At 49.9% G+C, this 14357-nt stretch carries 14 protein-coding genes; 10 read left to right on the top strand and 4 right to left on the bottom strand.

The features are described 5' to 3' along the window. The first annotated feature begins 32 nt into the window (after positions 1-32). The 9 genes from ACTHS8_RS05250 (at position 33) to ACTHS8_RS05210 (ending at position 6960) form a co-directional block, all read left to right on the top strand. A complete protein-coding gene (locus ACTHS8_RS05250; protein WP_440373178.1) occupies positions 33-386 on the top strand; it encodes an ATP synthase subunit I in 354 nt (117 codons plus the stop codon). Beyond that, a complete protein-coding gene (gene atpB, locus ACTHS8_RS05245; RefSeq protein ID WP_440373177.1) occupies positions 376-1242 on the top strand; it encodes a F0F1 ATP synthase subunit A in 867 nt (288 codons plus the stop codon). Before ACTHS8_RS05250 ends, atpB begins: the two co-directional genes overlap by 11 nt. 63 nt (positions 1243-1305) lie before the next feature. Next, positions 1306-1548 carry a F0F1 ATP synthase subunit C gene (gene atpE / locus ACTHS8_RS05240; protein WP_003708448.1) on the top strand — a complete coding sequence of 81 codons (243 nt, stop codon included), beginning with the start codon at positions 1306-1308 and terminating at the stop codon, positions 1546-1548. A gap of 73 nt (positions 1549-1621) precedes the next feature. Continuing rightward, positions 1622-2092, top strand: a complete 471-nt coding sequence (locus ACTHS8_RS05235; RefSeq protein ID WP_004464459.1) for a F0F1 ATP synthase subunit B — start codon at positions 1622-1624, stop codon at positions 2090-2092. Between the two features lie 4 nt (positions 2093-2096). After that, positions 2097-2630, top strand: coding sequence for a F0F1 ATP synthase subunit delta (locus ACTHS8_RS05230; RefSeq protein WP_004519004.1), 534 nt, complete (start codon positions 2097-2099; stop codon positions 2628-2630). A 10-nt stretch (positions 2631-2640) separates the two neighbouring features. Further along, positions 2641-4188, top strand: a complete 1548-nt coding sequence (gene atpA / locus ACTHS8_RS05225; RefSeq protein ID WP_003676111.1) for a F0F1 ATP synthase subunit alpha — start codon at positions 2641-2643, stop codon at positions 4186-4188. 24 nt (positions 4189-4212) lie between these two features. Next, the gene (gene atpG / locus ACTHS8_RS05220; protein WP_063076779.1) at positions 4213-5088 is read left to right on the top strand and encodes a F0F1 ATP synthase subunit gamma; all 876 of its coding nucleotides are present in this window, start codon (positions 4213-4215) and stop codon (positions 5086-5088) included. 38 nt (positions 5089-5126) lie between these two features. Further along, positions 5127-6524: a F0F1 ATP synthase subunit beta gene (gene atpD / locus ACTHS8_RS05215; RefSeq protein WP_003683789.1), complete on the top strand. Its 1398-nt coding sequence runs from the start codon at positions 5127-5129 to the stop codon at positions 6522-6524. A 10-nt stretch (positions 6525-6534) separates the two neighbouring features. Beyond that, on the top strand, positions 6535-6960 hold the full coding sequence (locus ACTHS8_RS05210; protein ID WP_049331696.1) for a F0F1 ATP synthase subunit epsilon: 426 nt from the start codon (positions 6535-6537) through the stop codon (positions 6958-6960). A gap of 369 nt (positions 6961-7329) precedes the next feature. Here the strand turns inward: ACTHS8_RS05210 and ACTHS8_RS05205 are convergent, their stop codons facing one another. From ACTHS8_RS05205 to ACTHS8_RS05190, 4 genes are all read right to left on the bottom strand, one after another. Further along, positions 7330-9042 (bottom strand): flotillin family protein, encoded by a 1713-nt coding sequence (locus ACTHS8_RS05205; protein WP_440373176.1) that lies wholly within the window; start codon positions 9040-9042, stop codon positions 7330-7332. 210 nt (positions 9043-9252) lie between these two features. Next, positions 9253-9918 carry a YqiJ family protein gene (locus ACTHS8_RS05200; RefSeq protein ID WP_440373175.1) on the bottom strand — a complete coding sequence of 222 codons (666 nt, stop codon included), beginning with the start codon at positions 9916-9918 and terminating at the stop codon, positions 9253-9255. A gap of 214 nt (positions 9919-10132) precedes the next feature. Continuing rightward, positions 10133-10801, bottom strand: coding sequence for a PspA/IM30 family protein (locus ACTHS8_RS05195; RefSeq protein ID WP_188208857.1), 669 nt, complete (start codon positions 10799-10801; stop codon positions 10133-10135). Between the two features lie 53 nt (positions 10802-10854). Then, a complete protein-coding gene (locus tag ACTHS8_RS05190) occupies positions 10855-11355 on the bottom strand; it encodes a hypothetical protein (RefSeq protein WP_063076785.1) in 501 nt (166 codons plus the stop codon). A 181-nt stretch (positions 11356-11536) separates the two neighbouring features. On the opposite strand from ACTHS8_RS05190, the gene polA reads away from it, so the two are divergent. Further along, positions 11537-14332 carry a DNA polymerase I gene (gene polA / locus ACTHS8_RS05185; RefSeq protein ID WP_440373174.1) on the top strand — a complete coding sequence of 932 codons (2796 nt, stop codon included), beginning with the start codon at positions 11537-11539 and terminating at the stop codon, positions 14330-14332. Positions 14333-14357: the final 25 nt, after the last annotated feature.

Raw genomic sequence — 14357 nt, 5'->3', positions numbered from 1 at the left:
AATTTACCTTGCGTTTTGGGGTGTGGAGTACAATGAATCAGATAGTCCCATTGCAAGTGATTGTATTGTTAATAATTTCAATTGTTTGTGCGTTATTTTCCGGATTCCCCGGCTTCCTCTCTGCTTTGGCGGGAGGATTTTCGTATATTTTGCCTACCCTGGTTGCAGTTTTACTTTTAAAGTTTTCCCGACGAAATCCCGATCTGCAAAGTTCGATGTTTATCGGCGGAGAGGTTTTAAAAGTAGTGCTGTCGCTGGTATCTATGTTGGTTGTTTTTGCGATATGGCATCGATCACTGGTATTTTACCCATTTTTATTGGCGTTTCTTGGCGTCAGTCATTTGGTTTTTTTAGTATTGTTGAGAGTGAAACACTATGGCAGGTGAAACTATGACCGCTGCCGACTACATCAAGCACCACTTGCAAAGCTTGACCAGTATGTCGGATGTTACTCAGGGTCAAGGACTGAAAAACATCGCTGATTTTTCGTTCATTAACCTTGATGCAATCTTTTTTGCTGTTCTGTTAGGCGTAATCGGCAGCTTCCTTTTGTGGCGTGGTGCCAAAAAAGCAACTGCTGGCGTGCCCGGTCGTTTTCAGGCGGCTGTTGAAATTCTGTTCGAATTCGTGGATAACATGTGTAAGAGCATTATCCATAACGAACAATCGCGTAAAGCCGTTGCGCCTTTGGGTTTGACCCTGTTTGTCTGGATTTTCCTGATGAACGCCATGGATATGTTGCCGGTTGATTTGCTGCCGGTGGCATGGCAAGGCATTACCGGTAATCATCATGCACTGTTGCGCGTTGTACCGACTGCTGACTTGAATACGACTTTGGCTTTGGCAATTGGCGTATTGTTGGTATGTATTTATTACAATATCAAAATCAAAGGCTTTGGCGGTTGGATTCACGAATTGTTCAGCGCGCCTTTTGGCCCGATACTCGCTCCGGCTAACTTTCTGCTGAACTTGGTAGAGTTTTTGTCCAAAACCGTATCCCACGGTATGCGGTTGTTTGGTAATATGTATGCCGGTGAGCTGGTGTTCCTGCTGATCGCTTTGTTGGGTGGTGCATGGGCATCAACCGGCAGTATCGAAACTTTGGATCCAATTTTGTTTGTGTTCCATCTGATTGCCGGTTTGGCTTGGGCGATTTTCCATATTTTGGTTATCACCTTGCAGGCATTTATTTTCATGGCGTTGGCGTTCGTATACATCGGACAAGCGCATGATGCACACTAATCAAGTAGTTTTTTCGTAGTTTGTTTTTGTAGTTTAACCTTTACTATCTTAAGGAGTTTAAAAATGGGTTTGATTGCTATCGCATGTGGTTTGATCGTTGCTTTGGGCGCATTGGGTGCCTCTATCGGTATTGCAATGGTTGGTTCTAAATACTTGGAATCTTCTGCTCGCCAACCTGAGCTGATCGGTCCTTTGCAAACCAAACTGTTCTTGATCGCTGGTCTGATCGACGCTGCCTTCTTGATCGGTGTGGCTATTGCCCTGTTGTTCGCCTTCGTTAACCCGTTTGGTACTGGTGCTGCGTAATCAAAACGGAGCGATCCGTTCAGATACAGGCTTACGGTCTGTTTGATTAACCCAGATACGAAGGTTAAGTAACGTGAATATTAATGCAACCTTATTTGCGCAAATCCTGGTTTTCTTTGGCTTGGTTTGGTTTACGATGAAATTCGTATGGCCTCCGATTGCCAAAGCATTGGATGAGCGTGCCGCAAAAATCGCCGAGGGCTTGGCTGCTGCCGAACGCGGTAAGAGCGATTTTGAGCAGGCAGAGAAAAAAGTTGCAGAACTTATGGCCGAAGGGCGTAATCAGGTAACCGAAATGGTTGCCAACGCCGAAAAACGTGCTGCAAAAATTGTAGAAGAAGCCAAAGAGCAAGCTTCTCATGAAGCAGCACGCATTGCAGCCCAAGCAAAAGCTGATGTGGAGCAAGAAGTTAACCGTGCGCGCGAAGTGTTGCGCGAACAGGTTGCTACACTGGCTGTTAAAGGTGCGGAATCTATCTTGCGTAAGGAAGTTGATGCTTCCAAACATGCAGATTTGCTCAGTACCTTAAAACAGGAGCTGTAATCTTATGGCAGAGTTCGCAACGATTGCCAGACCTTATGCGAAAGCATTGTTTAGTCTGGCTCAGGAAAAAAACCAAATCGAGTCTTGGTTGGGCGAACTGAAAGAACTCGCAGCGGTTGTTCAAGATGAGAAAGTCATTGCTTTCATCGAGCAACCGGAAACGGGAGCTTCCGAAAAAGCAGAAACGCTCAAAGGTCTTGTCGGTATCAAAAATGTCGAATTGGCAAATTTCATTACCGTTTTGGCCGAGCAGAAGCGTTTGCTGGTATTGCCGGAAATTTATGCCCAATATCAAGATTTGACCTTGATACACAACAATACGAAATCGGCAGTAATTTACAGCGCGTATGAACTCAGTTCTCAGCAGCTGGCCGATGTTACCGATATCCTGACAAAACGCTTCAACAGCAAATTGGATGTGGTAGCTAAAGTTGCCCCTGAATTAATCGGAGGCATCAAAGTAGAAGTGGGTGATCAGGTCTTGGATTTGTCCGTACAAGGCAAACTGAATGCTTTGTATGCGACTATGACAAATTAGGAGAGTTTTCATGCAGCTTAATCCTGCTGAAATTAGCGATTTGATTAAAGCCAAAATCGAAAATCTGTCCGTCAATGCAGAAGTGCGTACCCGTGGTACCGTTGTTTCTGTTACAGACGGCATTGTGCGCATTCATGGCTTGTCAGACGCGATGCAAGGTGAGATGCTCGAATTCCCCGGTAACACTTTCGGTCTAGCCATGAACTTGGAGCGTGACTCCGTCGGTGCCGTAGTGTTGGGTGAGTACGAACACATTAAAGAAGGCGATACAGTTACCTGTACCGGCCGTATTTTGGAAGTGCCGATCGGTCGCGAACTGGTTGGCCGCGTGGTTGATGCATTGGGTCGTCCTATCGATGGTAAAGGTCCAATCAACACAACATTGACTGCTCCAATCGAAAAAATTGCACCAGGCGTGATTGCGCGTAAATCGGTTGACCAACCAATGCAAACCGGCCTGAAGGCTATTGACTCTATGGTTCCGGTTGGTCGTGGCCAACGTGAGTTGATCATTGGTGACCGTCAAACCGGTAAAACTGCCGTAGCACTGGATGCCATCGTTAACCAAAAAGGTACAGGCGTTATCTGTATTTATGTGGCTATCGGTCAAAAAGCATCTTCTATTGCCAACGTAGTACGCAAATTGGAAGAGCATGGTGCGATGGAACATACTATCGTGGTTGCTGCAACTGCTTCTGAAGCCGCTGCACTGCAATACATCGCTCCTTACTCCGGTTGTACCATGGGTGAATTCTTCCGTGACCGCGGTGAAGATGCACTGATCGTATACGATGACTTGTCTAAACAAGCCGTTGCATACCGTCAAATTTCCCTGCTGTTGCGCCGTCCACCTGGTCGTGAAGCATATCCTGGCGACGTATTCTACCTGCACTCCCGTCTGTTGGAACGTGCAGCTCGCGTCAGCGAAAACGAAGTTGAAAAACTGACCAATGGCGAAGTAAAAGGCAAAACCGGTTCTCTGACTGCGTTGCCAATTATTGAAACCCAAGCCGGTGACGTATCCGCATTCGTACCAACCAACGTAATTTCGATTACAGATGGCCAAATCTTCTTGGAAACCGACTTATTCAACGCCGGTATCCGTCCTGCAATCAATGCCGGTATTTCCGTATCGCGCGTGGGTGGTGCAGCACAAACCAAAGTCATCAAAAAACTGGGTGGCGGTATCCGTTTGGCGTTGGCACAGTACCGTGAATTGGCGGCGTTCTCGCAATTTGCTTCCGATTTGGACGAAGCAACACGCAAACAGCTGCAACACGGTGAAGTGGTTACTGAATTGATGAAACAAAAACAATTCAGCACATTGAACACTGCCGAAATGGCATTGACTTTGTGGGCGATCAACAACGGTTCTTACGCAGATGTTCCGGTATCCAAAGCCTTGGCTTTCGAAGCAGAATTCTTGAGTTTCGTACGTACGCAACATCCTGAGGTTCTGGAAGCGATTAATGCATCAGGCGCAATGTCTGACGAAAGCGAAAAAGCATTGACCGAAGCCATGAAATCTTTCAAATCTTCTTACGCTTACCAAGCATAAGTATTGAGATGAAAGGAGTCTGAAATGGCAGTCGGAAAAGAGATTCTCACCAAAATCCGTAGTGTTCAAAATACCCAAAAGATCACTAAAGCGATGCAAATGGTGTCGACCTCTAAAATGCGGAAGACTCAAGACCGGATGCGCTTAGCGCGTCCGTACGCCGAAAAAGTGCGTACAGTGATGAGCCATCTTGCACAGACCCATGCCGATCATGGTATCAAATTGTTGGAGCCGCACCGCGAAGTGCGTCGTGCCGGTTTCATTTTGATTACCTCGGATAAAGGTTTGTGCGGTGGCTTGAACGCAAACGTACTGAAAAAGTTTTTGGCGCAAGTTCAAGAGTATCAGGAACAAGGCATCGAAGTCGAAGTCGTGTGCCTGGGTAGTAAAGGTTTGGCTGCATGCCAAAGCATCGGTTTGAATGTTATTGCCAGCGCAACCAATTTGGGCGATACCCCAAAAATGGAATTGCTGCTCGGACCTCTGACCGAAATCTTCCAACGTTATGAGAAGCATGAATTAGACCGTATCCATATGGTTTACTCACGTTTTGTCAATACAATGCGCCAAGAGCCGCGTATGGAAGTTTTGCTGCCTATCGGTGAAAACGTTATTGACGACGAAGCGGGTCATTCTTCATTTACTTGGGAATACCGCTACGAGCCGAGTCCTATCGCCGTATTGGAATATTTGGTTCGCCGCTATTTAGAGTCTGTGGTTTATCAGGCATTGAGCGACAACATGGCATCCGAACAAGCCGCGCGTATGGTAGCGATGAAAGCCGCAACCGACAACGCAGGCAATGCCATTAAAGAATTGCGCTTGGTGTACAACAAATCGCGTCAAGCTGCGATTACCACAGAATTGTCAGAAATTGTAGCAGGTGCAGCGGCAGTTTAATGCCGTCTGAAGCCTGAACAGGAAATTAGGATACGATAATGAGCCAAGGCAAAATCGTACAAGTTATTGGTGCGGTGGTTGACGTGGAATTTCCACGCGACGCTATCCCGCATGTTTACGATGCCCTGAAATTGGACGAGAACGGTCTGACTCTGGAAGTTCAACAGCTTCTGGGTGACGGCGTTGTCCGTACTATTGCAATGGGTAGTTCAGACGGCCTGAAACGCGGCATGTCTGTAAGCAATACTGGTGCGCCAATCACTGTGCCGGTAGGTAAAGGTACATTGGGTCGTATTGTCGACGTATTGGGTACGCCTGTTGATGAAGCAGGTCCGATCGATACCGACAAGAGCCGTGCCATTCACCAAACTGCTCCGAAATTCGACGAGTTGTCTTCAACTACCGAATTGTTGGAAACCGGTATTAAAGTGATCGACTTGCTGTGTCCGTTTGCTAAGGGCGGTAAAGTAGGTCTGTTCGGTGGTGCCGGTGTGGGCAAAACCGTGAACATGATGGAATTGATTAACAACATCGCCAAAGCGCACAGCGGTCTGTCCGTGTTCGCAGGTGTGGGTGAACGTACCCGTGAAGGTAACGACTTCTACCACGAGATGAAAGATTCCAACGTATTGGATAAAGTAGCCATGGTGTATGGCCAAATGAACGAACCTCCAGGCAACCGTCTGCGCGTTGCTTTGACCGGTTTGACTATGGCCGAATACTTCCGTGACGAAAAAGACGAAAACGGTAAAGGCCGCGACGTATTGTTCTTCGTTGACAACATCTACCGTTACACTCTGGCCGGTACCGAAGTATCTGCACTGTTGGGCCGTATGCCTTCTGCAGTGGGTTACCAACCGACATTGGCTGAAGAAATGGGTCGTTTGCAAGAGCGTATTACCTCTACCCAAACCGGTTCCATTACTTCCATCCAAGCCGTATATGTACCTGCGGATGACTTGACTGACCCGTCTCCAGCGACAACTTTCGCCCACTTGGACGCAACCGTCGTATTGAGCCGTGATATTGCATCTTTGGGTATTTACCCGGCAGTTGACCCGCTTGATTCTACTTCACGCCAATTGGATCCGATGGTATTGGGTCAAGAGCACTACGACGTAGCGCGCGGTGTACAGTCTACTCTGCAAAAATACAAAGAATTGCGCGACATTATTGCCATTCTGGGTATGGACGAATTGTCTGACGAAGACAAACTGACTGTGATGCGTGCCCGTAAAATCCAACGCTTCCTGTCTCAACCGTTCCACGTTGCCGAAGTATTTACCGGTTCTCCAGGCAAATACGTTTCATTGCGTGACACCATCGCCGGCTTTAAAGCCATCTTGAACGGCGAATACGACCATCTGCCTGAACAAGCGTTCTACATGGTAGGCGGCATCGAAGAAGCGGCTGAGAAAGCGAAAACCTTAAACTAAGGAGGCCGGCATGAGCACCATGCAAGTTGAAGTGGTTAGTAGCGAGCAAAACATCTATTCGGGCGAGGCCAGCTTTGTGGTGGTTCCGACCGTTCAAGGTGAGCTTGGTATTTATCCACGACACGAGCCGATTATGAGTTTGGTACGCCCCGGAGCATTGCGTTTGACTGTTCCGGGTGAAGCTGAAGAAGTGCTGGTTGCCGTTTCCGGTGGCGTTTTAGAAGTACAGCCTGATAAGATTACTGTATTGGCAGACGTTGCCGTCCGCAGTACCGAAATGGATCAGGCGCGTGCTGAAGCAGCTAAAAAAGCAGCCGAGGCAGGTGTTTCTGCAGCCAAAGATGATAAATCTCTGGCCGAAGCGCACAAAGCATTGGCAGCAGCCATTGCCCAGCTGAAAACTTTGGACTACCTTCGTTCGCAAAAAAACAAGTAATGTGGGTTCATTAAGAAAAAGCACAACGAAATGTTGTGCTTTTTTATTTGTCTGAAGATAAGCGGCTTGATATTGAAATGTCGATAGACGAGTAAACAGCAAGTTTGAAATTGAAATGGTAGAACAGGTTTTTATGATTAAATTATTGCTGGATCATTATTGAAGCAGTTAGCCTTGTGATTCACATTTAAAATAGCCCACCCAATCTTTTTATCCTTGAAAACAGATTGGATGATTCCTAATTTATTACAACTACAACAGATCTGAATTTATCAGTATTGAAAATATTAGCGTTTTTCTGAGCTCGCATACAAAAAAGGCCGTCTGAAAAGTTTCAGACGGCCTTTAAATCATTATTACGGCATTCGTTTATGATTGGTCGATGGTTTTATCTAGTCCTTGGGTCAGGCCGTTGATGTCGCCACCATTCAGTCCCAACTCTTTCAAGAGACCGTCAACCAACGGGGCTTGGCTGCGGTAGCGCAGGGCGCTGTTGACCATTTGGTCTGCAAGGCTGGCTTGTGTGGTTTGGCCGTCTGAAGCGCCTTCCGCGCCGTTTGCACCACCGGCAAAGCCACCCAGACCATTGACTTGCAAAATCTTGATGTCTTCGATTTTTTCCATTGGGCGGACGGATTCGCGGATGATGTCGGGCAGGTGTTTCAAGAGGGCAAGGCGGACTTGCATTTCAACCTGTTCAACGCTCAGGACGTTGGCAGCTTCATTCACAGCGCGGGTACCTTCTGCATCAACTTTGTATTGTTGCTCTTGCGCTTGTGCCAACAGAATTTTGGCATCGGCCTCACCTTTGGCTTGCAGGCGGTGTTTTTCGGCTTCGGCTTCGGCAGCAATACGCACGGCTTCAGCGCGGTCTTGTGCGGCTTGTTTTTCAGCTTCAGCGGCAACAGTGAGCGAAATCGCATCTTTTTGCGCGGCTTCTTCAGCGGCAATCAGTTCCACCGCTTTGGCACGCTCGGCGCGTTCGGTTTCGCGTACGGTAATCACGCTCTCTTCTTCGCGAACGGCGGCGGCGCGAGCTTTGTCGGCTTCGGCTTTGGCTTCAGATTCGGCACGCGATTTTTCGGCAACGGCGATGGCGCGGTCTTGCTCGGCTAATTCGATGGCTTTGCGTCGTTCAACCTCCGCTTGCTCAACGGCTTGGGCTTTTCTAATGTCTTCGTTTTTAATGTCGCGTTCGGCGGCAATACGTTTCAAATCCACTTCGCGTTCGGCGGCAATTTTGGCTTCTTCCGCTTCACGTTTTTTCTGAGATTCTTGTTCGGCAATGCTGGCTTCTTGTTCAGCACGGCGTACCGAAATTTCACGCTCTTGTTCGAGTTTGGCGTATTCTTCTTCGCGCGAGATTTTCAGGCGTTGCTGCTCGGCTTCGAGGTTTTTGGTTTTGATTGCCAAGTCGGTGTCTTGTTCGATTTCGTTACGTTTTTTGCGGCGGCCTTCGATGGTTTCGGTCAGTTTGGTCAAACCTTCCGCGTCAAAGGCGTTTTGCGGGTTAAAGAACTCAAAGCTGGTTTGGTCGAGGCCGGTCAGGGAAACGGTTTCGAGTTCGAGGCCGTTTTTAAACAAATCTTCGCTCACGACTTGCTGTACTTTCTGAACGAAATCAACACGTTTTTCATGCAACTCTTCCATGGCCATTTCAGCAGCAACGGCGCGCAAGGCATCAACGAATTTACCTTCGACGAGGTCTTTCAACTCATCGGGAGACATGGTTTTCATACCCAGCGTTTGTGCAGCGGTCGCAATGCTCTCGGCGCTGGGTTTAACGCGGACGTAAAATTCTGCCATCACGTCAACGCGCATACGGTCGCGGGTAATCAGCGCTTGTTGGGCAGCGCGGCGCACTTCAAGGCGCAGTGTATTCATGTTGACGGGGATGATTTCGTGCAATACGGGCAGCACCATCGCACCGCCGTTCATAATGACTTTTTCACCACCAAAACCAGTGCGGACAAATGAGACTTCTTTGCTGGCACGGCGATACAGACGGGTCAGGATGAGGCCGAGTACAAACAGCGCGACGAGTATGACGCCGGCGATGGTGCCGATGGAGACCAAATTCATGGTTTTTCCTTTCTTCTTGTTAATATGCCTTTGGGGCGGTGGATTCAGAAGGCTTTGAGGGAGAGAGGCCGTCTGAAAGGGTTAAAAATATGGGTTGAAATAATAGGGTGGTTGTTTTTCTAATTGTTATTTCAAATTTCTAGATAGTGAGGATAGGGCGGTAAAGTATCTATTTTTACCGTATCGATAAATCAGCGGTTTCAGACGGCCTTAATCTACCAAGCTGCCGCTCGGATTTAAAATCGCTTTAAATGTATTTCCGTCCAACGACACCAGCAATACCGCATCGCCTTGTTTCAATACATCTTCAGAGTCAGGCTCTACCATCACATAATGCTGTTGGCCGTAAGCATCTTTTACGCGCACCTGCGCCGCATTGCCTACCCGAGCTTCGCCCAACACCACTGTGCCGACGCGACCGATTAAACTTTCCTGCAAAACGGCAGTGGTTTCATCTTTCGGCATAATTTTGTACAAACCGCTAGCCGTTACGCGCACCAAGGGCAGGGAAAGAAACCAAACGATGACTGCTGCCAGCGTGCCATTCAGATAACTGCCGAATACAATGGCAAAGGCCGTCTGAAACAGATAACCCGTTAATCCGTATACGGCAAGAAATACCACCATCAACATCAACACCGGAATACGTCCGACATACAGCCAGCTCAGGAAACGCACGAATATGCCTGCGTCCGCCACATCCAATCCGACCTCGGCGTGCGCGGTTTCGGTCAGACTGTCGGGCAACAGGTTGTCCAACCAGTCGCTGATACCGCCTGCCAGCATGGAAATGACTTCCAACACACCGAGCAAAACCATCAGCGCAATGGCAATGCCGAAGATTTCAGTTTCGGGGGTGTTGATTAAATTCCACATATTGCATTTCCTTATTCTTTTTAATTTTCAGACGGCATATATTTTATTTTAAAGTTAAGCCGATTGGATATGGGTATTTTTATTAATTTGTCGTAACCGACAGGATTTTTCCCAATTCGGCATTATTTTTGTTATTGAGGTGTGTATGGTTTTCTTTTTCAGACGGCCCCGTGAAGATAGAGGCCGTCTGAAACCGCGATTTTTTCAATATGGCTTATGATTTCGCTTTCAATGCCGCCAATCTTTCGGCAATGCGGTTGTTGCGGCTAAAGTCTTCCAGTTCTTTCAGCTTGGCCAACTGCGCCGCATCAGTGCTGCTGTGTACCGAGTTTTGGCGACCCATCACACGGTCGAAGGCATTGCCGCTTTTTTCAGCATCACGGGCAATGCGGTTGAGGTCGCTGCCGTTGCCACCGGCTGTTTTGCCTGTCCCCATGCTTTGCTGTGCGGCACGCCAGTCTTGCAACTGCTGCTGCATCTCGCGTTTTTTCGCCTGCAGGGCAGCGATAAAGCCTTCCAGCTCTTTTTCTTGTGCGGCACAATCGGCAATGGTGTTTTCCAAGATGGGCAGACGCGCTTCGATGTCCATCTGTTCGGCGATACCCGCTTCGGCAAGATCATCGCGGCCGGCATCTACAGCGGCTTGCAGATTGGCATCGATGGCCTCGTGGCGGTTGCTTTCATCGGCCATTTTCTTGGCGGCAAGGTGTTTCTGCGCCAACACTTTGCCCAATTCAGCACGCACTTCATCTACTGCGCGCTCAATTTCGCGGATGCTTTCGTTCATTACCGCTTCAGGCGCGAGGTTTTCCGCCGCATCAATCAGGGCATGAAAACCGCCGCTTACCAGACGGCCTACTCGGCGGGATAGGGTTTCGCTCATTTGGATTTTCCTTTCACTAAAATGTGTTTGTTTCATTTGGTATGGTGGCAGCCTTAAACTTCATTTGCCTGCTGCACAATCTTTGCCAGTTTCAAAGTGTTTTCAAGCTGTTGCAATACCGTATCGTCGTATGCAGCGCCTTTGCCGGTTACGGCGAGTTGCAAGATGCTGTCCGTGAGGCGGACGATGCGCCACATCAGTTCGCGCTCGTATTTTTTCAAATCATCGAGGTCGGCTTCTTCGGGCAGGTCGGCGGCGAGTGTTGCGCCCAAGTCGGGAAGCTGTTCAAACAAGCGTGCCACGATATGTGAATGCACTCCGGCCTGCTTTTCTGCGTGCAAGATTTCGTGTTTTGCTGCTTGGAAAAATTGCTCCTGCGCCGTCAGCGCGGAGCCGTAATCGCGTGTCTGCGTATGCGCCAAGCGCGCCAGCTTGAGCAATTCGCGGATTTTTTCAGACGGCGTATTCGCACCTTCGATTTTGAGTTCGGCAATAAAATCAGCATCTTCCTGAGTGATGCGCACACTAATTGGGATACGGTTCGTTGCATTCATATTCGTTTGCTTTGGTTTGTATTCATTTGAATACAAATATACAAGATGGGATTCTTAGGCGCAATACCTGAAACCGTATATTTATGTAAACATCAGGTCGTCTGAAACTTGATTTTCGGTTTTCAGACGGCCTTTTCCTTTATAATCCGTACATTATTTTCATATACACAGCAGGTTCTCCATGTCCAACAAACCCACACTCCTTCTCGTTGACGGCTCTTCTTATCTTTACCGCGCCTATCATGCCATGGGGCAGAATTTGTCTGCGCCCGACGGTGCGCCGACGGGGGCGATGTATGGCGTGTTGAACATGCTGCGCCGGCTGCGTGCGGATTATGTGCACGACTATTGCGCGGTGGTGTTTGATGCGAAGGGTAAGAATTTCCGCCACGAGATGTTTCCCGACTATAAGGCGACGCGCCCACCGATGCCGGACGATTTGCGCCCACAGGCGGAAGCCTTGCCGGATTTGGTGCGCCTGATGGGCTGGCCGGTATTGGTGATTCCGCAAGTGGAAGCGGATGACGTTATCGGCACTTTGGCTAAGATGGCTAGCGAAGCAGGGTGGAACGTGGTGGTATCTACCGGCGATAAGGACATGGCGCAGCTGGTGAACGAGCGCGTAACGCTGGTGAACACGATGAGCGGCGAAACACTGGACATTGAAGGTGTGAAGGAGAAATTCGGCGTACGCCCCGACCAAATCCGCGATTATCTCGCGCTGATGGGCGACAAGGTGGACAACGTGCCGGGCGTGGAAAAGTGCGGCCCGAAAACGGCAGTGAAATGGTTGGAAGCCTACGGCTCGCTGGCAGGCGTGATGGAACACGCTGCGGAAATCAAAGGCAAGGTGGGCGAAAACCTGCAAGCCGCTTTGGAACAACTGCCGCTGTCGTATGATTTGGTAACGATTAAAACCGATTTGGATTTGCACACCGAGCTTTCAGACGGCCTTGAAAGCCTGCGCCGTACTACGCCTAAATGGGCGCAGCTGGTTGTCGATTTCAAACGCTGGGGCTTCCGCACTTGGCTGAAAGAGGCGGAAAGCCGTATGCACGAAGCGCAAAACACTGATTTGTTCGGTAGTGAGCATATCGGCGAACAAGCTGCATTGGCGATGGAAACACAGCCGGAAAAACAACCCGAACTTGCCCCAGCCCCTGAAAAGCTGGATTATCAAGCCGTTACTACTGAAGCGCAATTTACCGCTTTGTTGGACAAACTGGCGCAGGCAGACACCATCGGCATCGATACGGAAACCACGTCCCTAGACGCGATGAATGCCGCGCTGGTCGGCATCAGCATCGCGTTCCAAGCAGGCGAAGCGGTTTACATCCCCGTAGGACACAGCCTGACTGCCGCCCCCGAACAACTTGATTTGCAAGACGTATTAGGCCGTCTGAAACCGCATTTGGAAAACCCCGCCCTGAAAAAAATCGGGCAAAACCTCAAATACGACCAACACGTTTTCGCCAACTACGACATCGCCCTGAACGGCATTGCCGGCGATTCCATGCTTGCTTCCTATATCATCGAGAGCCATCTGGGACACGGCTTGGACGAATTATCCGAACGCTGGCTGGGCTTGGAAACCATTACCTACGAATCGCTGTGCGGCAAAGGCGCGAAGCAAATCAGTTTTGCCGATGTCGCCATCGGGCAGGCGACCGAATACGCCGCCCAAGACGCCGATTTCGCCCTGCGCCTCGAAGCACACCTGCGCGCGCAAATGGATGACAAACAGCTTGAAATGTATGAAAAAATGGAGCTGCCCGTCGCGCAAGTATTGTTTGAAATGGAACGCAACGGCGTGCAAATCGACCGCGCCGAACTCGCCCGCCAAAGCGCGGAACTCGGCGCCGAGCTGATGAAGCTCGAACAAGAAGCCTACGCCGCCGCAGGCCAGCCGTTCAACCTCAACTCGCCCAAACAGCTGCAAGAAATCCTGTTCGACAAAATGGGCATTCCCACCAAAGGCCTGAAAAAAACCGCCAAAGGCGGCATTTCCACCAACGAAGCCGTGCTCGAACAGCTCGCGCCCGACTATCCATTGCCCAAAATCATCCTGCAAAACCGCAGCCTGGCGAAACTCAAATCCACCTATACCGACAAACTGCCAGAAATGATTTCCCCCAAAGACGGCCGCGTACATACCACCTACGCCCAAGCCGTCGCCATTACCGGCCGCCTCGCCAGCAACAACCCCAACCTGCAAAACATCCCCATCCGCACCGCAGAAGGCCGCCGCGTGCGCCGCGCCTTTACCGCACCGCAAGGCAGCGTCATCGTTTCCGCCGACTATTCCCAAATCGAGCTGCGCATCATGGCGCACCTCTCCGGCGACAAAACCCTCATCGCCGCGTTCCAAAACGGCGAAGACGTACACCGCCGCACCGCCGCCGAAGTATTCGGCATCGCCCCCGAAAACGTCTCGCCCGAACAACGCCGCTACGCCAAAACCATCAACTTCGGCCTGATTTACGGCATGGGCCAATACGGCCTCGCCAAATCGCTGGGCATAGACAACCTGTCCGCCAAAACCTTCATCGACCGCTACTTCGCCCGCTACCCCGGCGTCGCCGAATACATGCAGCGCACCAAAGAACAAGCCGCCGCCCAAGGCTTCGTCGAAACCCTGTTCGGCCGCCGCCTCTACCTGCCCGACATCCGCAACAAAAACGCCAACGCCCGCGCCGGAGCCGAACGCGCCGCCATCAACGCCCCCATGCAAGGCACCGCCTCCGACCTCATCAAACGCGCCATGATAGACGTGTCCCGCTGGCTGGTTTCAGACGACCTGAAAAGCAAACTGATTATGCAGGTGCATGACGAACTGGTGCTGGAAGTACCCGAAGCAGAACTGGATTCAGTGAAAGAAAAACTGCCACAGATTATGGCGAAAGTGGATGAAGGGATGTTGAAAGTGCCGCTGGTGGCGGAGGTTGGCGTGGGAATGAATTGGGAAGAGGCGCATTAATATGCCAAGTATTAAATACATATAT

Source organism: Neisseria sp. P0016.S008, from assembly GCF_051957775.1.
Classification (GTDB): domain Bacteria; phylum Pseudomonadota; class Gammaproteobacteria; order Burkholderiales; family Neisseriaceae; genus Neisseria; species Neisseria flavescens_B.
This window is presented reverse-complemented; position numbering and strand designations above follow the sequence as displayed.

What these genes read in the sequence shown, in the direction of transcription:
- atpG (WP_063076779.1), top strand. Translation starts at nt 4,213, where the DNA reads ATGGCAGTCGGAAAAGAGATTCTCACCAAAATCCGTAGTGTTCAAAAT.
- ACTHS8_RS05230 (WP_004519004.1), top strand. Translation starts at nt 2,097, where the DNA reads ATGGCAGAGTTCGCAACGATTGCCAGACCTTATGCGAAAGCATTGTTT.
- ACTHS8_RS05200 (WP_440373175.1), bottom strand. Translation starts at nt 9,918, where the DNA reads ATGTGGAATTTAATCAACACCCCCGAAACTGAAATCTTCGGCATTGCC.
- ACTHS8_RS05250 (WP_440373178.1), top strand. Translation starts at nt 33, where the DNA reads ATGAATCAGATAGTCCCATTGCAAGTGATTGTATTGTTAATAATTTCA.
- atpB (WP_440373177.1), top strand. Translation starts at nt 376, where the DNA reads ATGGCAGGTGAAACTATGACCGCTGCCGACTACATCAAGCACCACTTG.
- ACTHS8_RS05190 (WP_063076785.1), bottom strand. Translation starts at nt 11,355, where the DNA reads ATGAATGCAACGAACCGTATCCCAATTAGTGTGCGCATCACTCAGGAA.
- polA (WP_440373174.1), top strand. Translation starts at nt 11,537, where the DNA reads ATGTCCAACAAACCCACACTCCTTCTCGTTGACGGCTCTTCTTATCTT.
- atpD (WP_003683789.1), top strand. Translation starts at nt 5,127, where the DNA reads ATGAGCCAAGGCAAAATCGTACAAGTTATTGGTGCGGTGGTTGACGTG.
- atpA (WP_003676111.1), top strand. Translation starts at nt 2,641, where the DNA reads ATGCAGCTTAATCCTGCTGAAATTAGCGATTTGATTAAAGCCAAAATC.
- ACTHS8_RS05205 (WP_440373176.1), bottom strand. Translation starts at nt 9,042, where the DNA reads ATGAATTTGGTCTCCATCGGCACCATCGCCGGCGTCATACTCGTCGCG.
- ACTHS8_RS05195 (WP_188208857.1), bottom strand. Translation starts at nt 10,801, where the DNA reads ATGAGCGAAACCCTATCCCGCCGAGTAGGCCGTCTGGTAAGCGGCGGT.
- ACTHS8_RS05210 (WP_049331696.1), top strand. Translation starts at nt 6,535, where the DNA reads ATGAGCACCATGCAAGTTGAAGTGGTTAGTAGCGAGCAAAACATCTAT.
- atpE (WP_003708448.1), top strand. Translation starts at nt 1,306, where the DNA reads ATGGGTTTGATTGCTATCGCATGTGGTTTGATCGTTGCTTTGGGCGCA.